This window comes from Halorubellus litoreus (assembly GCF_055378595.1).
The window spans coordinates 2,633,194-2,655,934 of the sequence record NZ_AP043836.1 but is presented as its reverse complement, the minus strand read 5'-3'; the positions used below and the strand labels follow the sequence as shown (position 1 = coordinate 2,655,934).

The 22,741-nt window shown below is 68.8% G+C and carries 27 protein-coding genes; 13 read left to right on the top strand and 14 right to left on the bottom strand.

Annotation, left to right across the window (positions count from 1 at the left end):
• Positions 1-122 precede the first annotated feature (122 nt).
• The 3 genes from ACZ48X_RS17470 to ACZ48X_RS17460 form a co-directional block, all read right to left on the bottom strand.
• Positions 123-2,126 carry an AMP-binding protein gene (locus ACZ48X_RS17470; RefSeq protein ID WP_336348482.1) on the bottom strand — a complete coding sequence of 668 codons (2,004 nt, stop codon included), beginning with the start codon at positions 2,124-2,126 and terminating at the stop codon, positions 123-125.
• 84 nt (positions 2,127-2,210) lie between these two features.
• Positions 2,211-2,531: a transcription factor S gene (locus ACZ48X_RS17465; protein WP_336348483.1), complete on the bottom strand. Its 321-nt coding sequence runs from the start codon at positions 2,529-2,531 to the stop codon at positions 2,211-2,213.
• A gap of 95 nt (positions 2,532-2,626) precedes the next feature.
• Positions 2,627-2,860, bottom strand: coding sequence for a DUF5789 family protein (locus tag ACZ48X_RS17460; protein WP_336348484.1), 234 nt, complete (start codon positions 2,858-2,860; stop codon positions 2,627-2,629).
• A gap of 131 nt (positions 2,861-2,991) precedes the next feature.
• On the opposite strand from ACZ48X_RS17460, the gene ACZ48X_RS17455 reads away from it, so the two are divergent.
• Positions 2,992-3,492 (top strand): DUF5797 family protein, encoded by a 501-nt coding sequence (locus ACZ48X_RS17455; RefSeq protein WP_227131527.1) that lies wholly within the window; start codon positions 2,992-2,994, stop codon positions 3,490-3,492.
• Between the two features lie 33 nt (positions 3,493-3,525).
• On the opposite strand, the gene ACZ48X_RS17450 is transcribed toward ACZ48X_RS17455, so the two are convergent.
• Complete coding sequence (locus ACZ48X_RS17450) at positions 3,526-4,614, bottom strand: DUF5787 family protein (protein ID WP_336348485.1); 1,089 nt, start codon at positions 4,612-4,614, stop codon at positions 3,526-3,528.
• Between the two features lie 72 nt (positions 4,615-4,686).
• Here ACZ48X_RS17450 and ACZ48X_RS17445 point away from each other — a divergent pair, with 72 nt between their 5' ends.
• Positions 4,687-4,971, top strand: a complete 285-nt coding sequence (locus ACZ48X_RS17445; RefSeq protein ID WP_336348486.1) for a hypothetical protein — start codon at positions 4,687-4,689, stop codon at positions 4,969-4,971.
• Between the two features lie 43 nt (positions 4,972-5,014).
• Here the strand turns inward: ACZ48X_RS17445 and ACZ48X_RS17440 are convergent, their stop codons facing one another.
• Entirely contained in the window at positions 5,015-5,452 is a 438-nt protein-coding gene (locus ACZ48X_RS17440) for a bis(5'-nucleosyl)-tetraphosphatase (protein WP_336348487.1), read from the bottom strand.
• An 89-nt stretch (positions 5,453-5,541) separates the two neighbouring features.
• On the opposite strand from ACZ48X_RS17440, the gene ACZ48X_RS17435 reads away from it, so the two are divergent.
• On the top strand, positions 5,542-5,874 hold the full coding sequence (locus ACZ48X_RS17435; protein ID WP_336348488.1) for an uS10/mL48 family ribosomal protein: 333 nt from the start codon (positions 5,542-5,544) through the stop codon (positions 5,872-5,874).
• A 66-nt stretch (positions 5,875-5,940) separates the two neighbouring features.
• Here the strand turns inward: ACZ48X_RS17435 and ACZ48X_RS17430 are convergent, their stop codons facing one another.
• From ACZ48X_RS17430 to ACZ48X_RS17420, 3 genes are all read right to left on the bottom strand, one after another.
• Positions 5,941-7,128, bottom strand: coding sequence for a YihY/virulence factor BrkB family protein (locus ACZ48X_RS17430; protein ID WP_336348489.1), 1,188 nt, complete (start codon positions 7,126-7,128; stop codon positions 5,941-5,943).
• A 99-nt stretch (positions 7,129-7,227) separates the two neighbouring features.
• On the bottom strand, positions 7,228-8,349 hold the full coding sequence (locus tag ACZ48X_RS17425) for a YihY/virulence factor BrkB family protein (protein ID WP_336348490.1): 1,122 nt from the start codon (positions 8,347-8,349) through the stop codon (positions 7,228-7,230).
• 78 nt (positions 8,350-8,427) lie between these two features.
• The gene (locus ACZ48X_RS17420; protein WP_336348491.1) at positions 8,428-8,907 is read right to left on the bottom strand and encodes a pyridoxamine 5'-phosphate oxidase family protein; all 480 of its coding nucleotides are present in this window, start codon (positions 8,905-8,907) and stop codon (positions 8,428-8,430) included.
• Positions 8,908-9,083: 176 nt separating this feature from the next.
• Here ACZ48X_RS17420 and ACZ48X_RS17415 point away from each other — a divergent pair, with 176 nt between their 5' ends.
• The 3 genes from ACZ48X_RS17415 (at position 9,084) to ACZ48X_RS17405 (ending at position 11,488) form a co-directional block, all read left to right on the top strand.
• Positions 9,084-10,361 (top strand): amidohydrolase, encoded by a 1,278-nt coding sequence (locus ACZ48X_RS17415; protein ID WP_336348492.1) that lies wholly within the window; start codon positions 9,084-9,086, stop codon positions 10,359-10,361.
• Positions 10,362-10,513: 152 nt separating this feature from the next.
• Entirely contained in the window at positions 10,514-10,948 is a 435-nt protein-coding gene (locus ACZ48X_RS17410) for a hypothetical protein (protein WP_336348493.1), read from the top strand.
• Positions 10,949-11,089: 141 nt separating this feature from the next.
• Entirely contained in the window at positions 11,090-11,488 is a 399-nt protein-coding gene (locus ACZ48X_RS17405; protein WP_336348494.1) for a hypothetical protein, read from the top strand.
• Between the two features lie 48 nt (positions 11,489-11,536).
• Here ACZ48X_RS17405 and ACZ48X_RS17400 read toward each other — a convergent pair whose 3' ends face one another.
• Complete coding sequence (locus ACZ48X_RS17400) at positions 11,537-12,907, bottom strand: geranylgeranyl reductase family protein (RefSeq protein WP_336348495.1); 1,371 nt, start codon at positions 12,905-12,907, stop codon at positions 11,537-11,539.
• A gap of 110 nt (positions 12,908-13,017) precedes the next feature.
• On the opposite strand from ACZ48X_RS17400, the gene ACZ48X_RS17395 reads away from it, so the two are divergent.
• On the top strand, positions 13,018-13,350 hold the full coding sequence (locus ACZ48X_RS17395) for a 2Fe-2S iron-sulfur cluster-binding protein (RefSeq protein WP_336348496.1): 333 nt from the start codon (positions 13,018-13,020) through the stop codon (positions 13,348-13,350).
• Between the two features lie 89 nt (positions 13,351-13,439).
• Entirely contained in the window at positions 13,440-13,679 is a 240-nt protein-coding gene (locus ACZ48X_RS17390; RefSeq protein WP_336348497.1) for a hypothetical protein, read from the top strand.
• A gap of 97 nt (positions 13,680-13,776) precedes the next feature.
• Here ACZ48X_RS17390 and ACZ48X_RS17385 read toward each other — a convergent pair whose 3' ends face one another.
• Positions 13,777-14,940, bottom strand: a complete 1,164-nt coding sequence (locus ACZ48X_RS17385) for an MBL fold metallo-hydrolase (protein WP_336348498.1) — start codon at positions 14,938-14,940, stop codon at positions 13,777-13,779.
• A gap of 61 nt (positions 14,941-15,001) precedes the next feature.
• Between ACZ48X_RS17385 and ACZ48X_RS17380 the strand changes: the two genes are divergently transcribed.
• Both ACZ48X_RS17380 and ACZ48X_RS17375 read left to right on the top strand, forming a co-directional pair.
• Entirely contained in the window at positions 15,002-15,634 is a 633-nt protein-coding gene (locus ACZ48X_RS17380) for a rubrerythrin family protein (protein WP_336348499.1), read from the top strand.
• A gap of 93 nt (positions 15,635-15,727) precedes the next feature.
• Complete coding sequence (locus ACZ48X_RS17375) at positions 15,728-15,931, top strand: hypothetical protein (protein ID WP_336348500.1); 204 nt, start codon at positions 15,728-15,730, stop codon at positions 15,929-15,931.
• Between the two features lie 40 nt (positions 15,932-15,971).
• Here ACZ48X_RS17375 and ACZ48X_RS17370 read toward each other — a convergent pair whose 3' ends face one another.
• From ACZ48X_RS17370 to ACZ48X_RS17360, 3 genes are all read right to left on the bottom strand, one after another.
• Positions 15,972-17,321, bottom strand: coding sequence for an AI-2E family transporter (locus ACZ48X_RS17370; RefSeq protein WP_336348501.1), 1,350 nt, complete (start codon positions 17,319-17,321; stop codon positions 15,972-15,974).
• A gap of 178 nt (positions 17,322-17,499) precedes the next feature.
• Positions 17,500-18,759 carry a mandelate racemase/muconate lactonizing enzyme family protein gene (locus tag ACZ48X_RS17365; protein ID WP_336348502.1) on the bottom strand — a complete coding sequence of 420 codons (1,260 nt, stop codon included), beginning with the start codon at positions 18,757-18,759 and terminating at the stop codon, positions 17,500-17,502.
• Between the two features lie 60 nt (positions 18,760-18,819).
• Entirely contained in the window at positions 18,820-19,080 is a 261-nt protein-coding gene (locus ACZ48X_RS17360) for a hypothetical protein (protein ID WP_336348503.1), read from the bottom strand.
• 102 nt (positions 19,081-19,182) lie between these two features.
• On the opposite strand from ACZ48X_RS17360, the gene ACZ48X_RS17355 reads away from it, so the two are divergent.
• The 3 genes from ACZ48X_RS17355 to ACZ48X_RS17345 all read left to right on the top strand — a co-directional run bounded on the left by ACZ48X_RS17355 (position 19,183) and on the right by ACZ48X_RS17345 (position 20,771).
• Positions 19,183-19,617: a hypothetical protein gene (locus tag ACZ48X_RS17355; RefSeq protein WP_336348504.1), complete on the top strand. Its 435-nt coding sequence runs from the start codon at positions 19,183-19,185 to the stop codon at positions 19,615-19,617.
• A 93-nt stretch (positions 19,618-19,710) separates the two neighbouring features.
• Positions 19,711-20,349 (top strand): bifunctional 4-hydroxy-2-oxoglutarate aldolase/2-dehydro-3-deoxy-phosphogluconate aldolase, encoded by a 639-nt coding sequence (locus tag ACZ48X_RS17350; protein WP_336348505.1) that lies wholly within the window; start codon positions 19,711-19,713, stop codon positions 20,347-20,349.
• 8 nt (positions 20,350-20,357) lie between these two features.
• Positions 20,358-20,771 carry an EamA family transporter gene (locus tag ACZ48X_RS17345; RefSeq protein WP_336348506.1) on the top strand — a complete coding sequence of 138 codons (414 nt, stop codon included), beginning with the start codon at positions 20,358-20,360 and terminating at the stop codon, positions 20,769-20,771.
• Positions 20,772-20,810: 39 nt separating this feature from the next.
• Here the strand turns inward: ACZ48X_RS17345 and ACZ48X_RS17340 are convergent, their stop codons facing one another.
• Positions 20,811-22,727, bottom strand: coding sequence for a PAS domain-containing protein (locus ACZ48X_RS17340; protein WP_336348507.1), 1,917 nt, complete (start codon positions 22,725-22,727; stop codon positions 20,811-20,813).
• Positions 22,728-22,741: the final 14 nt, after the last annotated feature.

Here is a 22,741-nt window from a genome sequence, read left to right as displayed (position 1 = left end):
GTGCCAATGGTACCCACTGTCACATGTATAGGGTGGAGAGAAACGGCCGAATAACCGAGCGTTTACACGTCAACCCGACGGCCAGCCCGAGCCCACGAAGCCGCGGCAGCGCGACGATGGCGTCAGCGAGCGTTCTCGACCTTCTCTAACGCCTCCGGATTCTCGATGCTGCTCATGTCGCCGAGTTCCTCGCCGGTGTAGACGCCCTCGATGGCGCGCCGGATGATCTTCCCGCTCTGGGTCTTCGGGAACTCGTCGACGAACAGGACCTCCCGCGGGCGGAACGGCTTCCCGAGTTCCTCGCCGACGACCGCGCGGAGTTCCTCGCGGAGGTCGTCGGACTCCTCGACGCCGTCCTCGAGGACGACGTACGTGACGACCGCGGTCCCCGTCGTGTCGTCGGGGGCGCCGACGGCGGCGGCCTGGTTGACGGCGTCGTGCTCCATGAGTGCGCCCTCGACCTCCGCGGGGCCGACCTTCCGACCGGCGACGTTGAGCGCGTCGTCCGCGCGACCGTGGAGGAACCAGAAGCCGTCCGCGTCCATCTGCGCCCAGTCGCCGTGGTCCCAGAGGTCCTCCCAGTTACTCCAGTACTCCTCGAGATAGCGCTCGTCGCCGCTCCAAAGCGACTTCGTCATGCTCGGGCACGAATCGCGGGCGACGAGGAACCCGCGTTCGTTCGTGTCCTTGATGGACTCGCCGTTCTGGTCGACGATGTCGATGTCCATGCCGAGGCCGGGGCCGCCGAGCGTACAGGGTTTGAGGTCGTTTATCGGCATCGGCATCAGGAAGCACCCGCAGATCTCCGTGCCGCCAGAGATGTTGATGATAGGGGCGTCGCCGCCACCGACCTCGTCGAGGAACCACTGCCAGCTCTCGGGGTCCCAGGGCTCCCCGGTGGAGCCGAGCAATCGGAGACTGGAGAGGTCGTGGCCTTCGAGCCACTCGTCGCCGTGCTTGCGGAGCGCGCGGATGGCGGTCGGCGAGATACCGAACTGCGTGAGGGAGTGGCGGTCGATCATCTCCCAGAACCGGTCGGGCTCGGGATGGTCGGGCGCGCCCTCGTACATGAACATCGTGTTCCCGAACGAGTGGTTCCCGATGAGCGTCCACGGCCCCATCATCCACCCGATGTCGCTCACCCAGAAGAAGCGGTCCGAGGGCTTGAGGTCGAACCCGAAGTAGAGCTCCTTCGCGCACTGCAGCTGGACGCCGGCGTGCGTGTGCACGATACCCTTCGGCTTCCCCGTCGTCCCCGAGGAGTACAGGAGCATCGACTCCTGGTCGCTATCCAGGGACTTCGTGTCGTAGTCGTCGTCCTGCGGCTCGACGGCGTCGCTCCACGTCTCGTCGCGGCTCGTCCACGGCACCGACTCGTCGTCGCTGTCGACGAGCCCGAGGCGCTCGAAGACGACGGTGTGCTCGACGTGCCCGGCCTCGTCGATGGCGTCGTCCGCGGCGTCCTTCAGCGTCACCTCGCCGCCGCGACGATAGAACCCGTCGCCCGTGAACAGCACCGAGCACTCCGAGTCCGCGATACGGGTTGCGGTCGCGTCGACGCCGAACCCACTGAAGATGGGGACCGCGATGGCGCCGACCTTGAAGCACCCGTAGAGGATGCTCACGACCTCCGGCACCATCGGCATGTACAGCCCGACGGTGTCGCCGGTCTCGATGCCGACGGACTCGAGGTAGTTCGCGACCTTGTTCGACTGCCGGTGGAGTTCGTGGTAGGTGACCTCGCGGACGTCACCGGGTTCGCCCTCCCAGATGCACGCGACCTTGTTCCGCTGCTCGGCGTCGGGCGCGGCCCACCGGTCGACGGTGTTGTGCGCGATGTTCAACTCGCCGCCGGGATACCAGTCCGTGAACTGCGGGCCGTCGGTGTCGTCTCGAACCGAGTCGTAGTCCTCGTAGAACTCGACGTCGAGGTAGTCGACGAGCTCGTCCCAGAACCAGTCGACGCCGCTCTCGGGCTCCCCGTCGACCTCGGTCGACGTCCGCTCGATCAGTTCGTCGTAGTCGCTCATGCCGTAGGTCTGCATGAACTCGTACACGTTCGTCGATTCGACGAACTCGCGGTCGGGTTCGAACGCGACCTCGGATACGTCTTCGAGGGAATCCATCTCGTTTCGCAAGTCTTGCAGGGACGACAAAGAAGTTTCTCTCCGGCCGGCACTCGAAACGAGGTCAGCGAGAGCGTCGCCGCGCTAGTTGTCGTCCTCGCGCCACTTGTGCTCGCACTCGGTGCAGATGAAGAACCGCGTCTCGGACTCGTCGGCCGCTCGAATCTGCTGCATGTAGTAGTACGCACGGTCGTTGTCGCACTTCGGGCAGTGCGCGGTCGTCCGCGGTAGCCCCTTCTCTTCGGCGCCGCTGATGTCGACGACCTCGGAGTGCTCCTGGCCTTCCGTCGTCACCATCTCCTCCTCTTTCTCCGAGTCACGACCCTGTTCGTGCCCGCAGCTCCCGCACACCCAGTGGTCGCCTTCGGTCTTCATCATCGAACCGCATTCGTCACAGAACTCCATTCTTAGCCCGGGCTACGACCGGCCGTCCTGTTAAGTCGTCCGCTTCCAGACTGCTATCGGTCCCCTCGCACCGATGGACGCGTGCCGGCCGGCGGTCACTGCTCGACGTCGGCGGTGACGACGTCGTCCAGTTCCTCGTGGAGGTCGGCAACGGCGTCGAACGCGTCGCTGTCCGTCTCGGAGACGAGCGCGCCGAGGTTCGCTTCGGTTCCCTCCTCGAACGTGACGGTGACGTCCGCGAGTTCCGCTGCGACGTCGTCCCGCACGATCGGGTACGAGAACTCCGCGAGCGCGGTCTCGACGTGCTCGTACGTCAACGTTCGACCCATGATACTGAGTGACAACCGTCGGGTCCTTAGTGGTACCGCCAAGTCCACCCGGTCCTCGGCCGCTGCGGCGTCGGCCGGTCGTCGCGTGGACTCCAGAAGCGGGAAATACGGGCCGCCTGTACCGGTACGTGATGACGCTCTCGGAGGAGGCACGCGAGCGGCTGGCGGACATCGTCGAACTCCAGCCGACGAAGAACGGGGAGCTACAGGAACGATGGGGGATGGACAGCGGGAGCGACGTCCACGGCTACCTGGAGAACGAACTGAAGGAGTACTACTACCGGGACGACGACAGCCTCATCCGGGCGACCGCGGACGCCGCGGAACTCGTCGACGTGGACCCTGGCGTCGAGTCGAGCGACGACGGAACGACGACCGCGGTCCGCGTGCCGCGCCTCCAGGCGCAGCTCGTGGAGGTCGTGCCGGCGGCGGACGAGGACGGCAAGAGCGTGGTCGGGACCCTGCACGCGCTCCGGGACGCGTACGACGTCGACCCGTCGACGGACGACGTCCGGTCGGCGCTCCAGGCGCTCAAACGCAAGGGCGTCGTCGAGGTCGTGTACACGACCGTGCCGACGTTCCGGCTCGCGGTCGACCGCGACGAACTCGACGTCTCGGTGTCCGAGGACTGACTGCGCACGGCGACGGCGACCCCGACCGAGCGGTCAGTCGTCGTCGGGCGCCGGTCGTCGCCGTTCTTTCCTGCGGTCGAGCACGCGGCGGACGCCTTTCCCGGGGCCGCCGTCGATGGGCCATCCTCGCGTGCGCCACGCGGGCGGTTCGGGCTCGAACTCGTTGCACGCGCCGCGACATTCGGCGCTCGTCTGACAGCGCCCCTTCGCCTCGCACCAGGGGACGAGGCCGTCGCCCGCGGCTTCGAGCGCGAAGTGCCGGCAGTCGGGTCGCATCGCGTCGACGTACGACCGCCAGCCGCGCTCGTACGCGCGCTCGGCGATGGCGAGGCGCTTCCGGCGCTTCCAGTCGACGTCCGCGTACTCGAAGCGCGCCGCGGACGCGTCGTACCCGCTCGCTGAATCCGCGGGATTGGGGTTCTCGAGGATGCGCGTCCCCGGGTCGTCGACGGCGAGCGTTCGCGGATGCCAGAGGACCTCGGCGCTCGTGCGGTCGGCGTCGGTCCCGACGGCGTCAGAGACCGCGAGGATACCGGCTTCGACGGGGAGCCCTTCGAGCAGGAGGCGCTCGTTCACGTCCTCGTTCGCGCGCACCGCGACCCACGCTTCGTCGGCGAGCGCGAGCGCGACGTCCGTCTCGAGCTGGTCCGCGAGTGCACGCGCTGCGGTCTTGTCGAGATCGGGCTTGTTCTCGACGGCGACGATACGCCGCACCCACTCCTCGGGGTACGGGCCGATGCGTCGGATCTCGATGCGCCCGGAGCGCTTCCGGTGCTCGAGCGCGCCGCGCGCGGAGAGCGCGTGGACGCTCTCGCGGACGTACCGCCACGGGTACCCGGGGTCGGGGAGCGCGTCCCGATAGTACTCCCAGTCGGCTGGCGCGTGCCGGACGACGTGCAGCTGGTTCGACGACAACGCGTCCGGCCCGAACGCGGCGCGCGCCGTCAGCCCCGCGAGGTCGCACTCCAGTACGACGGTGTCCCAGCGTCGCGACTGCGTGCCGAGCTGGCGCGCGACGAGGACCGCGCTGTCGCGCTCGCCCGACGGCGGCCACTCGCGCTCCACCCACCGACAGGTCGCCAACTCGAACGGGAACTCCGCATCCGCACCCGGGAGACTCACGCGACCGACTCCGCCCCCGAACGCCGAAGCCGTTTCGGTACCCTTACCCCGAAGAACAGACACGTTCCCGGCGTGTCCACCGCGAAATCCCTCCACTCCATCCGTCGATTGCTGGCGTTCGCGTGCCTGCTGCTATCGCTCCTGCTCGTCGGCGTCGGCGAACTCGTCCTCGATATCGACTACAGCGGCATCGCCGTCTGGCTCGTCCTCGCGGGGTTCGGAGCGACCGTCGTGACGGGCATCTGGTTCGTGCGAACCCTGCTCGCGAAGGCACCCAGCGACGACGCGCCTCGCCGGAACCCCGCTGGCGACGGTGATGAAACCAGTTCGAGCGAACAGGACGACGGACGGCCGTGAGCAGTCGCTCGCGACCCGGACCGCGGCGACCGCCGTCGGCCCGCTATATCTCGTCTTCCTCCTGAAGTTCGTTCAGGTACTCGTGGGCCTGTTCGAGTATCTCGCGCGGACCGTCCTGCGTGACGGTGTTCACGGCCTGCTCGTAGTCGCGCCACTGGAGGTCGCGGTGCTCGGTCGAGAGTTCGGCGCTGGCCTCGTAGGACTTCGCGATGAACAGGTGCACGGTCTTGTGGATGGTCTTCCCGCCGGCCTCGAAGACGTAGTCGTAGTCCTCGCGGAACCCGTCCAGTAGCCGGAAGTCGTGGATGCCGGCTTCCTCCTTTACCTCTCGAATCGCGGTCTGCTGCAGCTCTTCTTCGCCCTCAACGCCGCCCTTCGGGAACTCCCAGTCCCCGGGACGGCTCTTGAGGAGAAGGTACTCGCGCTGGCCCCGCGTATCCCGGAAGAGGATGGCGCCCGCGCTCGTAGCTTCGACTGTCATTGCAGGTACGTAATTCACCCCGATTTAAGAGAATATCGGAGAGCGTTCCGTTGTGCTTTAGGTCGTTGCCCGAGACTGCTCGTACAGGAATGAGTTTCGTCACACGCCTCACGCTCTCGAGCGGGGACCGCGCCGCGCTCGACGGCGTGGTCGCCGACATCAAGCAGACCGCGTCCCGGAAGGGCGCGGAACTGAAGGGACCGCACTCGAATCCACCGACAGAGCTCCGCGTTCCCCTGGAGAAGTCCGTCGCGGGCGACGACTCCTTCGGGAACTGGGAGTACACCGTCTACGAGCGTACCGTCGAGGTCGTCGGGCACGACGGCCTCGCGCGCAGCATCGCGGACTGGGACTTCCCGTCGTCGGTCCACGTCGCGGTCGAGGTCGAGAACGTTCGCTCGCAGGGCCAGCGCCCGCTGTAATCGGGTTCTTCTATTCGGCGTCGCTCGAACTCGCGTTTCGGAGTCTGTTCGCGGGGACCACACCGGTCAGTCGTCGTCGCTCCAGTGGAGTGCCAGGCGACTGCGGGCGCTCGCGCCGGTGCCTCCTGGTCGGTCGTCGTCGGGTCGCTGCGCGTCCGCTGACTCGCTGCTGGCGTCACGACTGTCCTCTGGTTTCCCGGTCCCGTCGCCCGTGACGTGCTCGTGCGTGCCGACGGCGTCGGGGACGGGGAGCGTGACGGTGGTGTCGTCGACGGCGAGCGTCACGTCCGTGTCTCCGTCCGCGTCCGCGACGGCGGCGGCGAGCGCGTTCTTGGCGGCAGTCACGTCCGCGTCGGACTCCCGGGTCGACGATGCGTCCGTCGCGTGGTCCGCGTCGCCAGCCATGCCGTCCGTCGCGGCGCTCGCGCCCGGCGCGCGGTAGGCGTCCCAGTCGATGGGTTCGACGTCCTCGCTCCGCCCGGCGAGGACGGCGTTGAGGATGGCGCCCATGAGGACGACCATCCCCGAGATGTAGAGCCACGTGAGGAGGAGGACGACCACGCCGACGACGCCGTACGTGTCGGATTTCGCGGCGAAGCGCGCGTAGTGCCGGAACGCCGCCTCGGTCGCCACCCACCCGACGGCGGCGAAGACGGTGCCGGGGAGGACCTCGCGGACGGTGACGTCCTCGTCCGGGAACACGTAGTAGATGGGGAAGAACGCGAGCGCGAGTCCCGCGACGACGCCCGCGAGGGCGACGGTCTGCCCGAGCGCGCCGTCCGGGGCGGCCGGGAGAACGCTGTCCACGGTCGCACCGAGCGCGACAGCGGCGAGGAACGCGACGAGCACGAACAGGCCGTCGGTGAGCTGGTCGAGCGTCGTGTTCGCGGCCTCGCTCTCGTAGATGTCCGAGAACGCGACGTCGAGACTCCGGAATATCTTCAGCATCCCCCACGCGAGCGCCCCGAACCCGACGAACGTCAACTGGGAGTTCTTCGAGGCCTCGCGGACGGTCTCGGCGACGAGAGCGCCCGTCTGCGGCGTGAAGTACCCGCCGACGAGTTCGACGACGCGGTCCGCGAGCGCCTCGGTCGCGAACGCGTCCAGCAGCAGGACGAGCACGAGCATGAACGGGAGCAGCGAGAGGAAGGCGTGGTACGCGATCGAGCCGGCGAGGAACGTCACCTTCTCGGCGCGCGCCTCGCGGTACGACCGCACGAGGATGACGCGGAGCAGTCGCGCCCAGCGATGCATACCGGGGCGGTGTCGCTCGCACCGTGAAAAGCCACCGGCTCAGCGTCTGTCGGTCGACAGCTGTCCGATCCGAGGCCGGTCGGTCGGCTTGCGACCGGCTCAGCGCTCGTCGGTCGTCCAGACGAGGCGGAGTTCCGAGCGCGCCTCGGGGCCGCCGAAGATGCCGGGGCGTGCAACGGTTGTCGTCTCCGCGGTCGCGGTCGTCGGTCGCGGGAGCGAGTACTCCGTGCCGTCGACGACGACGGTCGCGCGCTCGGCGGATTCCAGCGCTGACGCGAGCGCCACGAGGTCGGCCGAGGACAGGTCGGTGACGGTGCCCGAGTCCGCGCCGTCAGTGAGCCCCTCGAGGAGTGCCGCGCCGTGGTCGACGGTCGCGGTGCCGCCGTTCGCGAGCGCTGCGGCCGCGGGCGTCCCCGGCCACGGGAGCGGGTCGACGTCCTCGCTCCGCCCGGCGAGCACGGCGTTGATCGCGGCGCCCAGGAGGACGACGAGCCCGGAGACGTACAGCCACGTCACGAGGAGGAGGACGGCACCGAGGAGACCGTAGGCATCGTTCGAGCCCGCGAGAGTGGCGTACGTCTGGAACGCGGATTCGAGCGTCGCCCACCCGACGGCCGCGAAGACGGTGCCGGGGAGGACCTCGCGGACGGTGACGTCCTCGTCCGGGAACACGTAGTAGATGGGGAAGAACGCGAGCGCGAGTCCCGCGACGAACGCGAGCCAGACCACGGCCTGGCCGACGAGCCCGGAGCCGTCGAGCGAGACGACGGTGCCGGCGAGCGCGGCGAGCGCCGCGGCGGTGCCGGCGCCGAGGAGGACGACGACGCCGTCGGAGAGCTGGTCCGAGAGCGGGTTCGCGGCCTCGCTCTCGTAGATGTCCGAGAACGCCTTGTCGAGCGTCCGGAACACCTTCAGCGTCCCCCAGACGAGCGTGACGAGGCCGAGGATGGAGAGACCGGTGCTCGCGCTCGCTTCGACGACCGCGTCGGCGAGGAGCGCGCCGTTGTTCGGGGAGACGTACCCGCCGATGCCCGTGACGACGTCGCGAGCGACAGCGCCGTCGGTCGCGGCCTGCACGGCGACGAGGAGGACGAGGAGGAACGGGAGCAGGGAGACGAACGCGTGGTACGCGACGCTCCCCGCCATGAACGTCAGGTTCTCGGCGCGCGCCTCGCGGTAGACGGAGACGACGATGGCGCGCCCGAGCGCGATTCGTGACATGAATCGCATACGTTGGCGCGAGAGATAAGTGCCGCGTCCCGGTCCCGTCCGCGGAATCGCCGGTCGGGACGCGCTCGCTCAGCGCTCCGGGTGCTCCAGGTCCGGTGGGAGGCCAGTGTGTCGCAGCCCCGACCAGTCCTCGACGTCGAACCGGTAGACGCGAACGCGCTCGGTCTCGAACGCGCGCTCGAACACGTCGGGATGCCACGCGTTGTCCTGCATCGCCTCGTCGTGCGCCTCCCACTCGCCACGCGGGATCTCGTGGATGCGTCCCTCGCAGACGACGCTCCGCCAGTGGAACGGGGATTCGGCGGCGTAGACGAGGTACGTCGCGCGAGACTCGCCGCTGCTCAGGTCCGCCTTCCGGCTGGTGTCGCCGGCGACGAACGTGAAGTAGAGCCCTCGGTCGCCGTCGTACCCGAACGATATCGGGAGGACGTACGGCGCGTCGTCCGTCGAGAGCGCGAGGATACCGACGCCGTGACTCGACAGGAAGTCCCTGATGTCATCCTCGTCCATCCGTTCGATTCCGAGCGTCTCCAGCGTCTCGACAGTCATACGGATATATTGAACGCAAGACCTCTTAAACATCGTCTCGGCACCTCTCTACCGAGTTCTGTTGCGCACATTAGTGTCGGATGGTCGCCCGACGAGCAACCCGCTCGGGTGGTCGACCGACGACGCGGGTCACCGCGTCGGTGCGAGTTAAGTGCGCGGCGGTCCTCGAACCACGCATGTCCCACATCGACCGCGACCGCCTGGTCGGGTTGCGACGCGAGTTCCACCGACACCCCGAGCCCGCGTGGCGCGAGTTCTGGACGACGGCACGGATCGTCGAGGAACTGGAAGCCATCGGCGTCGACGAGCTGTACGTCGGTCGCGACGCGCTCGACGGCGACAGCAGGATGGCCGTCCCCGAGGACGCGGAACTCGCGGACTGGCTCGAACGCGCCCGGGACGCGGGCGTCGACGAGGACACGCTCGCGGCGATGGACGGCGGCTACACCGGCTGCGTCGCCGTCGTCGACTGCGGCCCCGGACCGACGGTCGGTCTCCGCGTCGACATCGACGGGCTGCCACGCGCGGAGTCGACCGACGACGAGCACCTCCCCGCGAAGGAGGGATTCCGCTCGGAGACGGGCGCGATGCACGCCTGCGGGCACGACGGGCACGCGACCATCGGGCTCGGCGTCGTCGAAGCCATCCGCGACAGCGAGTTCTCGGGGACGCTGAAGGTGTTCTTCCAGCCCGCCGAGGAGGTCATCGGCGGCGGGAAGGCGATGGCGGCGAGCGAACACATTGACGACGTCGACTACCTGTACGCGCTCCACCTCGGCCTCGACCACCCCACCGGCGAGGTGGTCGCGGGCATCGACGGGTTCCTCGCGGTCGAGCACCTCGACGTCGACTTCCACGGAGCGCCCGGGCACGCCGGCGCGAAACCCGAGGAGGGCCGGAACGCGATGCAGGCGATGGCGGCCGCCGTGCAGAACATGTACGGCATCAGTCGCCACTCGGACGGGGCGACGCGCGTGAACGCCGGCGTCGTCGAGGGCGGGACGGCGTCGAACATCATCCCGGAGGACGTCCGTGCACAGGTCGAGGTACGCGGTGAGACGACCGAGTTGAAGGACTACATGAGCGACCGCGTCCGCGACGTCGTCGCGGGCGCCGCACGGATGCACGACTGCGAGTTCGACGTGGAACTCGGCGGGCAGGCGCCGAGCGCGACGAGCGACCAGGCGCTCGTCGACTTCGTGATGGACGCCGCCGACGGCGCGGACGGCGTCACGTCGATCGTCGAGCGCGACGCGCTCGGCGGGAGCGAGGACGCGACCTTCCTCATGCAGTCCGTACAGGACCGCGGCGGGCTCGCGTGCTACGTCGGCGTCGGCACCGACCACCCGGGCGGGCACCACACCGCGACGTTCGACGTGGACGAGGACTCGCTCCCCGTCGGCGTCGACGTCCTCGTCGGCGCCATCGAACGCGTCGCCGAACGTCGTCCCTGACACGATCCGACCGACCAGCTTTCCTCCATCCCGACCATCACGTGCCAGTCATCGCATCGTAACCACCGCTGCCGAACACACAACACAGGTTATGGAATAATTCAAAGTTCAACTGCGGAAATTTTATTATAATGTGGCGTATTGATGCGTGTATGGCAAAGCGAAAAGAACGTGCGACTGGTACCGCGGTCGCAGCCGTCTGCGGACTCCTCACGGGCGGATTCGCGCTCTCGGTCGGCCTGCTGGAGTTCCTCATCGGCCTCCACTTCACACCAGGGGGGCTGCTGGCGGTCGTCGGCTACTTCGTCGGCGGATTCCTCGTCGTCGGCGCGTCGACTGGCGTGTTCGTGATGCGGCCGACCGCGCGCAAGCTCGCCGTCCCCATCTACGTCGGGGCGGCAGTCGTGTTCGGCATGATGATAGCGACGAACCTGGACTCCACGCCGACGGCACTCGTGGGCGGCGTCATGGCCGGCATCAACGCCATCGGCGTCGTCGCGCTGCTCGCGTCCGAGGACGTGGAGGTCGGTGGCCGCACGGACACCAGCGACAAGCACGCGACCGACATCGGCACCGGCTTCCGGTGAGCCGCGCTCTCGGTCCGGGGAGAGCCCCGGTTTGTGCCTGCGAGGGCGTCGTCGATGTGGACGTCGGGTGTGATGCCCCGGCGACCCGTCGCTGAACTGTCAGGCCGCCGCTTTTTCTTGCTTCGTTGACTGGTTCGGTGTATGCCACGTCGCCCGCTCGCGCTGACGTTGTTGTCGTGTTGGTCCGTGCTCGGCGCAGCCCTCCTCGTCGCACTCGTCACCGTCCTGACCGACTACGCGAACACCGGTCAGGTCCCGGCAGTCATCGCGGGACTCGGCGTACTGGTCGCGGTCGTCGGCCTCGTCGTCGCCGGCGGCCTCTGGCGGACGAGCACGTGGGCCCGACCACTTGGCGTCCTCACGTACGCGCTCGCAGGACTGGTCGCACTCGCGGTCGCCGCGAGCGTCGACGCGTGGCTACCCGCAGCCCCGGTGCTCGCCGGGAACGCACTCGCCGTGCTCGCGCTCGCCCGCCACACCGCCGGCTTCGAGGACGGCGAGAGACGACCCGACGAGGTCAACGCGCACGTCGGCCGGTGAACCGGTCGCGTATCGAGGACGAACGAGAGACGTTCAGGGTCGGTCCGGTCAGTACTTCGGGTCCGCGCCGGTCGTCGCGTACACGTCCTCCATGATGTCGTCGCGGCGACTCTGCCACATCTCGAACGCGTCCGGCGAACTCGGGTAGTCCTCGTAGTGCGAGAGGAGGTCGTCGGCGACGTTCTTCGTCTTGTAGAAGTTGTAGATCTGCCCCCAGTACCCGAAGCTCTTGATCGCCGCCTTCAGCTTGAGGCGGAGCCCGAAGCTCGTCGACCCTTCGTAGAGCGCCTCCGCGAGGTTCTCCCCCGGGAGCGCCGCCATGAGGCCCATGAGGTCGTCGACGTCGACCGCGGTCGACAGGATGTTGTACACGTCCAGCGCCGCGTACCGGCCGCCGAAGTGCTCCATGACGCGCTCGTTGTACTCCCAGAGCGCCGCCTCGCCGACGTCGCCGTCCTCGATGGCGCCGATCGCTTGCTCGGCCGCGTACTTCCCGGCGTACGCCGCACCCGCGATACCGCCACCCGTCGTCGGGTTCACGTGCCCGGCGGCGTCACCGACCGCGACGAACCCCGGCGCGACCGCCGAGTCGTACGGGCGTCGCGTCGGGAGCGCCGCCCCGAGCTTGTCCGTGACCTCCGCCCCCTGGAACTCCGGGCGACTGCGGAGGTCGCGTTTGAGGTCCTCGACGAGCTGCATCGGCTCCTCCGTCATCTGGAACCCGAGCCCGGCGTTTATCTCCGTCTCCGTCCGCGGGAAGTACCAGAGGTACCCCGCCGCGCGCTCGGTCGGCTTGAACACGAGCGCGTCCGACCACTCCACTGGCTCGTCGACCTCGACGATCTCGCGGTACGCCGAGCAGAACTGCGAGTAGTTCACGTTCGTATCGAACGTCGCACCTTCGAGGTCGGCCTTGTCCTGGAGGATGGAGAGCGACCCGGCGGCGTCCACGACGACGTCCGCGTCGTACGTCACGACGTCACCGCTCCGGTTCCCGCGGACGCCCGCGACCTGGCCGTCGTCGGCCTGCATGACGTCCTGGACGACGGTGTCGTAGTGGAACTCGGCGCCGGCTTCGGTCGCGCCTTCGATGATGAGGCGTCCGTACTCCCAGCGGTCGATGACCGCGAGCTCGCCCGGCACCGGGATGTCGAGCACGGTGTCCTCCTGGGGTATCTCGAAGCGCCCGTGGTCGACGTCCGTGTTCGTGAACGCCGACTGGATCTTCGACTTCGGGATGGCTTCGGGGAACGCGTCCGCGCCCTTCAGGGCGTCGCCGCACGCGATGTGTCCGGCTTCCGCCTCGGTCTTGCGTTCGACGACGACGACGTCGTAGCCCGCGCGGGCGACCGTCGCCGCGGCGTAACAACCGGATGTGCCGGCGCCGACGACGACGACGTCGTACTCGTGCGTGGTCATACGCCCGGAGAATCGCGCCACGATGAAGAAACTTTACGTGCGATTCCGTCGCCAACGGACCGCCAGAATAGGCATAAAGAGTTTTCTTCGCGCTGGCAGAAGACGCCGGTATGACCGACTACACCGTGGAGTTCGTTGGGACGGGCGAGTCCATCACCGTCTCCGACAAGCAGACCATCCTGAAGCGATGCATCGAGGAAGGTATCGCCCAGGAGTACTCGTGTCGCGTCGGGATGTGTCTGGCGTGCTCGGCGGAGATCGTCGAGGGCGAGGTCACCCAGCCCGCTGCCCGCGGCCTCACGGACGAGGAGAAGGAGGCGTACGCGTTGACGTGCATGGCGCGCCCGAACTCGGACCTGAAGCTCGACCGCGGGAAGTACCCGCCGAGCATCGAGGGCGACGTCGAGGCGATGACCGAGGACGCCGCGGCCGCCGACGACTGACCGCGACCGCGCACCGGACGAGCGGGTCGCTGGGCGCACGACGAGGCGACTCCGCACGGCTTTTATAACGAGACGTCGTTCCGTGGCGTATGGCCGGTATCGTCACCACGCTGTTCGCCTCGCTCCTCGCGTTCGCGGCCGGTGGACTGTTCGCCACGCCGTTCACGACGTTCGACGGGGACTCGACCAACCAGGGTCTCGCCGCGGTGAACGGAGTCGTGTTCGTGCTCGTCGCGTTCTACGTCCAGCTGGACGTCCTGCTGCTCATCGGCTCGGTGTTCGCCGGCGTCATCCTCTTCGGCGGCGTGACCGAGTTCCTGCGCGACTGACCAGAGCGAGACGCCGCTGTCGCCGTTTCTCTTCACGTTCCCTGATACGCTCCGCCGAGCAGTGGCGCGGTGACCGACGCCGTCCTCGAGGACGACGTCAGTCCGCTGCGCAGTTGTTCGGGCCGAGTTCGAGTTCGAACGCGGTCTCGTCGTCGATGGTTTCCCGGCCGAGGTTCACGTCGATGATGCGCTCGTAGTTCTGCGGTGGTGGGGACTCGGAGCGGACCGCGTCCACGAACGCGTCGCGGTCCCGACCGATGTCGTCGAGCAGGTCGTGAACGCCCTCGACCGTGATGGCGAACGTCCCGTCGTCGGTGCGCGCGACGCCCGGTTCGTGGTGCCCGGGGAACAGTCGCGTTCCGGGCGAGAGCGAGCCGAGGGTTTCGGTGACGGTCCGGTACAGGCGTTCGGCGAGTTCCTCCGTGGCGGCCTCCGGGTCCGCGGCGAGTTGCGCTTCGAGGTCCGGTCGCGCGACGCTCTCGACGAACACGGAGTCACCGACGAGGACGACGTCCCCGAACTCGATTCCGGTCATCTCCGAGGTGTGCCCCGGGAGGCCGACCGCGCGCAGCTCGGCGTCGCCGAACTGGAGCGTCTCCCCAGTTGCGAGGGGTCGCGCTCCGTACGTGAGGCCGCGTTCGCGAGCGCCCTCTGGGAGCACCGGTTGCGCGTCGGTGCCGCGAGCGACGTTCCGGACGCCGGAGACGTGGTCCGCGTGAACGTGCGTGTCGATGGCGTACACGATGTTCGCGCCGCGGTCGCTGGCGTCGCGCGCGTACCGGTCCGTGAACGCCCGTAGCGGGTCGACGACGACCGCCTCGTCGCCCGCGACGAGGAGGTAGCTCAGACACCCCGAGGACGGCCGGTCGTACTGGACGAGCGTGCCCGCGGTCGTCTCCGTCTCCGTGGCGGTGATGAGTCGCGCCCACCCCTCCATGCCGTCCTCCAGGTGGACCGCGTCGACGCCGTCGTCCGCGAGCGCGTTCGCGACCTCCGCACTCGCCTCGCCGACCGCGCACACGACGACGACCGGCTCGTCGACGTCCGCGACCAGGTCGGCGACGCCGCCGGTCACCTGCGCTTGCACGAACCGCGCGTACGGCACCTGCTCGACGTCGACGTTCGGCCCGGCGATACGCCACGCCTCGACCTCGTCGCGGTTCCTGAGGTCGAGCACGGTGACGTGGTCCCCGCGAGCGACGCGGTCCGCGAGCGCTCGCGGCGTCACCGTCGGCGCGTCAGAGACGTCCTGCGGAGTCATACGTCCCCGTACGGGACGTGGTGAGATAAAGTTCAAGCCCTCGCGCTCGAATCCACCGGGCATGGACGCACCAGCCCTCCGCGAGACCGTCGAGCGCGAGAAGCAGTCGCAACTGGACCGCCTCGGGTCCTCGAAGTACCTCATCGCGCTCACCGACGCGGACCTCTCCGAGTCGACGATACTCGGCGCCGTGGCCGAGAGCGAGTACCTGGCGCGCGAGACGTTCGAGGCGCTCGCGTCGATGGAGGACGACGACCGCGCACGGGTGGCGTTCGAGGCGGTCGCCGACCAGGAAGCCGAGCACTACGACCGCGTCTGCGAGCGTCTCGGTGCGCGACCGGAGCCCGACCACGCCGGTGCGGTCCACGGCTACCTCCGCGAGCGCGACGACGCGGTCTCGCGCGTCGCCGGCGCGCTCGTCGGCCGACCGCTCGTCAGTCTCCGCGCGCACACGCAGGTCGTCGGATTCTACGTGAACGAGGCCGACGAGACCGGCGCGAACCTCTTCCGCGACCTCAAAGCCGACACCGACGCCGAACTGGAACGCGGGCTCGCCGTGCTGGACGACATCTGCGAGACCGACGAGGACTGGGAGCGCGCGCAAGCGACCGCCGAGTACGTCGTCCAGCTCGCGTACGACGAGTACGCCGACTCGCTCACGGAGATGGGCGTCAACCCGAAGTCGACCTGCTGAGCGGTCGGTCGCCGCGCCGTCCAGCCCTCCGTGACCGGTCGTACCGGCGCGCGAACCCGTATTTTCAAGAGACAGACAGGAGTAGTGCCGTGCATGAATCATCGCTGTCCGGACTGCGGCGTCACGCTCGAAGCGGTCGACTTCGGGATGCAGGACGCCTGGAAACCACACGTTCGCACCGGCGAGAAGAAGGAAGGCTTGCTGGGGAAACTCGGGGTGGACGAGACCGTCCCCGTCGACGCCGGGATGTGTCCCGAGTGCGGGCTCGTCAGACTGTACGCGAACGTCGAGGAGTGACGGCGAGCCGGCAATGGGGGACGCGACGCGGACGCGACCACTACTCTGCGGGGTCTTCAGTGCCCGAGGGAGCGTCGACGCTCTCGGTGACGCTGGCGTCCGTCGCCGCCTCCTCGCCGTCCGCGTCGTCGGCGTCGCCCGCGTCGTCCACGTCGTCCGCGTCGTCCCCGGGCGCGAGCGGTTCGGGTTCCGGCGGGGACGCGAACTCGGTCGGGGCGTCGGGGTCGACGAGCCACGGGACGACGATCCGCGCGAACTCGAAGAGGAAGACGAGCACGAGCGGCCCGAGGAAGATGCCGTACCACCCGAAGAGGACGGGGCCGAGCGTGTACGCGAGCATCACGGCGCCGACGTGGAGCGTCCGCCCGCTCACGTATGGGCGGAGCAACTGGTCGGGGATGTAGTCCACGACGACGAAGGAGACGACGAGGAACGTGACCGGGAACCAGAGCCCGGTCGCGCCCTCGAGTGCGACGAGCGCGAACAGGTACGCCGCGAGCGGGAGCGTCACGAGCTTGATGCCGATGACGGGGACGAGGCTCGCGACGCCGACGAGGAGCCCGACGAGCACGGGTTCGGGGATGCTCGCTGACGCCGGCGAGACGACGTTCAGTGCGACGAACGTCACGACCGCGAGGAACCCCGTGAGGAGCGCGTTCAGGATGTTCCCGAAGTACACGTTCTTCAGGTCGCGGTCCACGGCGACGAAGTACGATTCGAGGACGCCGCCTTCGGGGACGAAGGTGGCACGCCCCCACGCCGCCAGCCGGTAGTCGTCCCGCAGGAGGTAGAACGTGATGATGAGGACGATGAACGCGTGCAGGAGGACGTTGAACAGCTGGCCGACGGTTCCCAGCAGGAGGTCGAGGACTTGCGTGAGGCTCGACCCGAGTTCGAGGTTCGCGAGCTGGGTCGGGTCCGAGAGGATCGTCCGCGCGGTCGCGGAAAGTTCGGTGAAGATCTCGTTCAGGTCGGCGTACGGCTCGACGAGCGCTGCCAGTTGCCCGCCGAGGTCGCTGTCGAGGACGTCCGCGAGCGACCGGATCGCGACCAGGACCGTCCACGCGACGAGCGCGAGCACCGGGAGTCCGACCGTGAGGAGCGTCGCTGCAACTGCGAGCGTCCGCGACCGGATTCGCGGGTGAACGAGGCGGTTGAAGACCGGGCGGGAGACGTAGTACGCGAACACGCCGACGACCACCGTCCCGACGTACTGCCAGACGATGAACGCGAACGCGACGGCGAACGCGAACGCGACGACCCAGAGCGCGACGCGGTCGCGACCGAGATTCGATACTCGCGACGCCACGCCTTCTCCCGACGACCCAGGGCGCCCTGGCTCCTCGCGCCGCGCGTCGTCCGCCTCGTCCGCCCGAGCGTCCTCTGTCATACTGGATTCCTGGTCGTCGTCGCACGACGGGGCCCGGGTGAACCGCCAACGCAGTCCGAAGAACACCGTGCCGACGTGTGCTTCGAATGACTAGAGGACCTCGCAGCGAAAAACCATACGTCCACTCTCGCGACCAGTTGCTTGCACTCCACCCACCTTCGCGACCAGTTGCTTGCACTCACTCACCGCCTCCCGATACGACCGCCTCGTCGAACAACGTCTCGCCGTCGACCATGTGTTCCTCGACGGCGTCCATGTCGAGGGTCACGCCGAGGCCCGGCTGCTCGGGGACCGTGATGTAGCCGTCCTCGATGACGTCCTCCTCGACGAGGTCCTCCCACCAGCCGAGCTCGTAGGAGTGGTACTCGACCGCGAGCGAGTTCGGGATGGCGGCGGCGACGTGCGCGCTCGCCATGGTCGCCACCGGCGAGGAGACGTTGTGCATCGCGACCGGGACGTAGTACTGGTTCGCGACGTCCGCGACCTTCCGGGTCTCGCGCATCCCGCCGACCTTCGGGAGGTCGGGTGCGACGATGTCCACCGCCTGGTTCTCGATGAGGCGGCGTTCCTCGGTGACGCGATACCGGTTCTCGCCGACCGTGATCGGCGTCGTCGTCGACTTCGTCACCTCCTCCTGGACCTCGAGGTTCTCCGGCGGGACCGGGTCCTCGAGCCACCAGACGTCGTACTCCTCGATGGCGTCAGCGAGTCGCTTCGCGCTCCCGCCCGAGAACGTCCAGTGACAGTCGAACGCGACGTCGGCGCGGTCCTTCACGCGCTCCGTGACCTTCTCGACGATCTCGGCCTTGTGACGGATCTCGCCGGGGCGGAGGTGACGGTTCGCGCGGTCCTTCTCGAGGCCGCTCGGGACGTCGAGGTCGAACTTGAGGGCGTCGTACCCGAGTTCCTCGACGACGCGCTCGGCCTCGTCAGCGCACGCTTCGGGGTCGGCTTCCGATTCGGTGTGGCAGTCGCAGTAGACGCGGACGTCGTCCCGGTACTTCCCGCCCAGGAGCTGGTAGGCGGGGACGTCCAGTATCTTCCCGGCGAGGTCGTGGAGTGCGACCTCGATACCCGAGATGGCGGTGACGGTGACGCCCTCGACCGACCCTTCGCCGCTCATCTTCTGGACGAGGTGCTCGAAGAGTCGGTCGATGTCGAGGGGGTTCTCGCCGACGATCATCGGCTTCATGCGCTCGATGAGTTCGGGGACGCCAGCGCCCCAGTACGCTTCGCCGGTGCCGGTGACGCCGGCGTCGGTGTAGATGCGGACGAGCGTCCACGGGAAGTTCCCGTCGACCATCGTCGTCTGGACGTCCGTGATCTCGACGTCGCGGCCGCCGCCGCGGTCTCGTGTGACGCCCATCGTCTCGCCCGAGAGTTCGCGCATGGTGTACTCCGCGTTCGGGTCGTGTAGGTCGGCGTAGTCGACTCCCATAACCCATGGTTTACTCGCAATCCAGTAAAGTTTTCGACGGCGCGGTTGGGTCGTGGTCGCTCACTCGTCCTCGACGACGCGGTCGCGTTCCCAGTCCGGCGGCGGCGAGTTCATGTCCGCCACCTGCTTGCGGATCCACCGGACGTACGCCCCGAGGACGCCCATGGCGACGACGGAGAACGCGAGCGTCACGAACGCGAGGAGCGTGCCAGCGTCCCCGAGGTCGAGGAACGCGAGCGCGCTCGCTGCCGCCAGCACGTACAGTCCGAGGACTGCGAACAGCGTCTGCACGGTCAACAACCGCCGAACGAGACCCCACATGGTTCCATCACCGACCGCCAGCGTCTTGGCTATTGTGACGTCCGCCGCCGAGTCCGACGACAACGTTCGATTCAAACCATCGGCGGCCCTCGTCGTCGAGTGATGTACTCGAGTCACCACGCGGCGCTCTCGCTCGTCGCGGGCGCAGCGCTGGTTCCGTTCGTCCCGACGGTCCTCCCGGCCGTGGCCGTCGTGGCGTACGCGGTCGTGCTCGGCGTCGCCATCGACTTCGACCACTTCCTGGTGGCGCGCTACAACGCCGGGAACTGGCGAGCGCTGCGGGCGTGCGCGACCGACCCGCGGCGCGCGTTCCTCGCGCAGGACGAGATATTCGACGCGGACGAGGTGTGGCCGCTCGAACGACTGCTCTCGCACGCCGTCCTCGCGGGCGTGCTCGTCGCCACACTCCTCGCGGCCGGGCTCGTGGGACTGGCCGTGGTGTCGGCGGTGGTGCTGTACGTGCACGTCCTCTCGGACCTCGCGTGGGACGTCGCGCGGCAGGCCGAGTACTTCGAGCGAGTCAGGGAGACCACGTGACCGCCCGCGGCTTCCGCGCAACGGAAGCCAGCGCGGGTCGCGAACGTCGCCGTGGTGCGTGGGTTTATGTCGTCGCCGAGTGGACTGGGCGACATGAACGAGACGGTTTCGCGGATGCGCGAGAGCGGCGTCGTAGCGGTACTTCGAGGGGTCGACGCGTCGGACGTTCGAGCGGTCGGTGACGCGCTCCGCGACGGCGGCGTGACGGCGATGGAGGTGACGATGGGGAGCGACGACTCGCTAGCGGCCATCGAGGCGCTCGCCGATCACTATCGCGGCGACGACGTCGTGGTTGGCGCGGGCACGGTCCTGGACGCGGAGACGGCGCGACAGGTCCAGCTCGCGGGGGCGTCGTTCGTCGTCAGTCCGACGTTCGACGAAGGCGTCGTCGAGACCTGCAACCGGTACGGGATTCCGGTCGCCCCCGGCGTCGCGACGCCAACCGAAGCCCTGAACGCGTACGAGGCGGGCGCGGACCTCTGCAAGGTGTTCCCGGCGTCCTCGTACGGCCCCGGTCATCTGTCGAGCATCAAGGGCCCGCTCCCGCAGATTCCGCTGATGCCGACGGGCGGCGTCGGCCCGGAGAACGCGGCAGCGTACGTCGAGGCCGGCGCGGAGATGGTCGGCGCCGGCGGCTCGCTCGTCCCCGACGACGCACTCGAACGCGAGGACTACGACGAGATCACGGCGCGCGCCGAGGAGCTCGTCGGCGTCGTCGAGGACGCGCGGTAACGTCGTCGATGCTCAGCTCCTCGCTCGCGTACGGACTGCTGGCGATGGTGACGTGGGGCGTCTGGTCGGTGATTGCGGAGATGGCGACCGACCACGTGTCGCCGGAGGTGGCGATGGTGGTGTCGTACGGGACGGGTGCGGCAATCGCGTTCGGGTACGTGCTGTCGCGCCCGGCCTCGATGGAGTTCTCGACGCGCGGGATCGGTATCGCGGCGGTCGCCGGCGTGTTCGCGGGCGTCGGCGCGGTCGCGTTCTACGTCGGTCTGGACCGCGGGAGTACGAGCGTCGTGACGACGGTTTCGGCGCTCTACTTCGTGGTCGCGGCGGTCATCGCGGTGCTCTTCCTGAACGAGTCCGCGTCGCTGCGGACGGTCGCCGGTATCGCGACCGCGGGCGTCGCGGTCTGGTTACTCGCCGGCTAACTCGGTGACTGCGGCGGCCTCGACGGTGGTAGCGGGGAGTCAGCGGTCCGCTTTCGCGAGCTGGAGTTCGACGCGCGTCCCGGCGTCGCCGGTGTCGACGGTGACGTGTCCGCCGCCGGTGCTCGTGATCCAGTTCACGAGCCAGACGCCGAGGCCGCTCCCGTGTTCGAGCGGGGATTCCTCCGCGCCTTCGAGCACGCGTCGGTCCTGCTCGGGGATGCCGTCGCCGTCGTCGACGACCGTGACGGACACGAACGCGTCCCGCTCCTCGACCGTGACGCTTGTGACGTCGCCGCCGTGCTCGATGGCGTTCGCGAGGAGTTCGTGAACGGCGAACTCGAGCTCCCCGCCGACGTTCACCACGGCGGACCCCTCGACCGACAGTATCGCCGGGTCGAGTTCGGCGCGCGCCACGGCACCCCGGACGGCGGTCGCAGCGTCCGCGTCCGTGATACCGTCGCGGTTCCGAGCGGCTCGTCGGAGTCGCGCCGACTTCTCGCCGAGCGCGACGAGGTCGGCGCTCGTCTCCTTGATGACGTCGACGTGCCGCTCGACCGAGGGGTCGAGGGCGGCATCTGCGAGTGCGTCCCCGTGCCCGGTGAGGACGGTCGCGGCGTTCCTGACGTTGTGCCTGAGCACGCGGTTCAGGACGGAGAGCAATCGATCGCGCTGGTATTGGCGAGTGACGTCGCGCGCCGCGCCCTCGAGCCCGCGGACGTCGCCGTCGACGACCACCGGGACGAGGTTCACTTCGATGTGACGGCGGCGCTGGTCGGTGGCGACGACCGTCAGTTGAAGTTCGGAGACGCGGTCCCCGTCGCGAGCGCGAGCGAACGCGTCGAACGCTCGGTCGCCGTCCTCGTCCGCGATGACGGTGGAGAACGGTTCGCCGACGAGCTCCGCGGGCTCGTACCCGAGGACGGCTTCGACGGTCCCGGACACCGACTCGAACACGCCGTCGGCGTCGACGCGGAACACGATGTCGAACGCGGCCTCGGTGACGTTCCGGAGGCGGCGTTCGGTTCGTTCGAGCGCTTCGATGCGTTCGCGTTCGTCGCTGACGTCCCGGAAGACGGCGACGACGAGCGTCCGGCCGTCGACTGTGACGGTGTCGGCGCGGAGGGCGACCGGGACGGTCTCTCCGCGTCGCGTCCGGAACTCGAGGCCGTCGAGCGCGTCGAACCGCGGCTCGCCGACGGCGTCGCGGTCGTCGAGGACGCCGTCGACCTGCGTCGTGAGGTCCGCGGGGTCGCCGGGGTGGAGTTCCGTGACGTGGACGCCGCGGAGCGTCTCGGGCGCGTACCCGAGGACGTCGGCGGCGGCCTGGTTGACGTCCACGACCGTCTGCGTCTGGCGGTCGACGACGAACATCGCGTCCGGTGCGAGCTCGACGAGCCGGTTCGCGACGGGTGCGGCGTCCACGAGTTCGCTCGCTGCCTGCGGGACGCCGGGCCTGTGGTCGAACGGGTCGTCCGCGGCCGGAACCGGGGCCGTGGTCCGGCCGCCGTCAGCTGTCGTGCCGGCATCCTCGCTGCTTCCTGCGTCACCTCGCGCCGCGGCCGCGTCCTCGTCTTCCGGGAGTGACGCCGCGTCGACGAGCGCGTCCGCGAGCGCTTCGGGGGTCTCGTCGACGGTCGCCGCTGGGAGGTACGCGTCGACGCCGCGGGCGACCGCGTCGGTCGCCACGCGCTGGTTCGGGTCGGTCGGCACGAGGACGACCGGGACGTCGGGGCGAACGTCGCGGACCGTCGAGAGCCGGTCGACGGCGTCGACGGTTCCGTCGTCGTCGCCGAGGACGACGCAGTCCACGCCGAGGGCCGCGTCGCGGTCGACGCCGTCGGCGTCGCGGGTACGAACCGTGACGCCGGTTGCCGGGAGCGCGTCGCGAACGGCGGTCGTCGCGCTCGCGGGTAATCCGGCCGCGAGCACGACCGCAGAGCGCCCGACCTTCGTCATTCACCCGTGCTAAC

Bases quoted from the DNA above. Each gene is read 5' to 3' on its own strand.
- ACZ48X_RS17470 (WP_336348482.1), bottom strand. From the start codon at position 2,126: ATGGATTCCCTCGAAGACGTATCCGAGGTCGCGTTCGAACCCGACCGC.
- ACZ48X_RS17465 (WP_336348483.1), bottom strand. From the start codon at position 2,531: ATGGAGTTCTGTGACGAATGCGGTTCGATGATGAAGACCGAAGGCGAC.
- ACZ48X_RS17460 (WP_336348484.1), bottom strand. From the start codon at position 2,860: ATGGGTCGAACGTTGACGTACGAGCACGTCGAGACCGCGCTCGCGGAG.
- ACZ48X_RS17455 (WP_227131527.1), top strand. From the start codon at position 2,992: ATGACGCTCTCGGAGGAGGCACGCGAGCGGCTGGCGGACATCGTCGAA.
- ACZ48X_RS17440 (WP_336348487.1), bottom strand. From the start codon at position 5,452: ATGACAGTCGAAGCTACGAGCGCGGGCGCCATCCTCTTCCGGGATACG.
- ACZ48X_RS17435 (WP_336348488.1), top strand. From the start codon at position 5,542: ATGAGTTTCGTCACACGCCTCACGCTCTCGAGCGGGGACCGCGCCGCG.
- ACZ48X_RS17430 (WP_336348489.1), bottom strand. From the start codon at position 7,128: ATGCATCGCTGGGCGCGACTGCTCCGCGTCATCCTCGTGCGGTCGTAC.
- ACZ48X_RS17425 (WP_336348490.1), bottom strand. From the start codon at position 8,349: ATGTCACGAATCGCGCTCGGGCGCGCCATCGTCGTCTCCGTCTACCGC.
- ACZ48X_RS17420 (WP_336348491.1), bottom strand. From the start codon at position 8,907: ATGACTGTCGAGACGCTGGAGACGCTCGGAATCGAACGGATGGACGAG.
- ACZ48X_RS17415 (WP_336348492.1), top strand. From the start codon at position 9,084: ATGTCCCACATCGACCGCGACCGCCTGGTCGGGTTGCGACGCGAGTTC.
- ACZ48X_RS17410 (WP_336348493.1), top strand. From the start codon at position 10,514: ATGGCAAAGCGAAAAGAACGTGCGACTGGTACCGCGGTCGCAGCCGTC.
- ACZ48X_RS17405 (WP_336348494.1), top strand. From the start codon at position 11,090: ATGCCACGTCGCCCGCTCGCGCTGACGTTGTTGTCGTGTTGGTCCGTG.
- ACZ48X_RS17400 (WP_336348495.1), bottom strand. From the start codon at position 12,907: ATGACCACGCACGAGTACGACGTCGTCGTCGTCGGCGCCGGCACATCC.
- ACZ48X_RS17395 (WP_336348496.1), top strand. From the start codon at position 13,018: ATGACCGACTACACCGTGGAGTTCGTTGGGACGGGCGAGTCCATCACC.
- ACZ48X_RS17390 (WP_336348497.1), top strand. From the start codon at position 13,440: ATGGCCGGTATCGTCACCACGCTGTTCGCCTCGCTCCTCGCGTTCGCG.
- ACZ48X_RS17385 (WP_336348498.1), bottom strand. From the start codon at position 14,940: ATGACTCCGCAGGACGTCTCTGACGCGCCGACGGTGACGCCGCGAGCG.
- ACZ48X_RS17380 (WP_336348499.1), top strand. From the start codon at position 15,002: ATGGACGCACCAGCCCTCCGCGAGACCGTCGAGCGCGAGAAGCAGTCG.
- ACZ48X_RS17375 (WP_336348500.1), top strand. From the start codon at position 15,728: ATGAATCATCGCTGTCCGGACTGCGGCGTCACGCTCGAAGCGGTCGAC.
- ACZ48X_RS17370 (WP_336348501.1), bottom strand. From the start codon at position 17,321: ATGACAGAGGACGCTCGGGCGGACGAGGCGGACGACGCGCGGCGCGAG.
- ACZ48X_RS17365 (WP_336348502.1), bottom strand. From the start codon at position 18,759: ATGGGAGTCGACTACGCCGACCTACACGACCCGAACGCGGAGTACACC.
- ACZ48X_RS17360 (WP_336348503.1), bottom strand. From the start codon at position 19,080: ATGTGGGGTCTCGTTCGGCGGTTGTTGACCGTGCAGACGCTGTTCGCA.
- ACZ48X_RS17355 (WP_336348504.1), top strand. From the start codon at position 19,183: ATGTACTCGAGTCACCACGCGGCGCTCTCGCTCGTCGCGGGCGCAGCG.
- ACZ48X_RS17350 (WP_336348505.1), top strand. From the start codon at position 19,711: ATGAACGAGACGGTTTCGCGGATGCGCGAGAGCGGCGTCGTAGCGGTA.
- ACZ48X_RS17345 (WP_336348506.1), top strand. From the start codon at position 20,358: ATGCTCAGCTCCTCGCTCGCGTACGGACTGCTGGCGATGGTGACGTGG.
- ACZ48X_RS17340 (WP_336348507.1), bottom strand. From the start codon at position 22,727: ATGACGAAGGTCGGGCGCTCTGCGGTCGTGCTCGCGGCCGGATTACCC.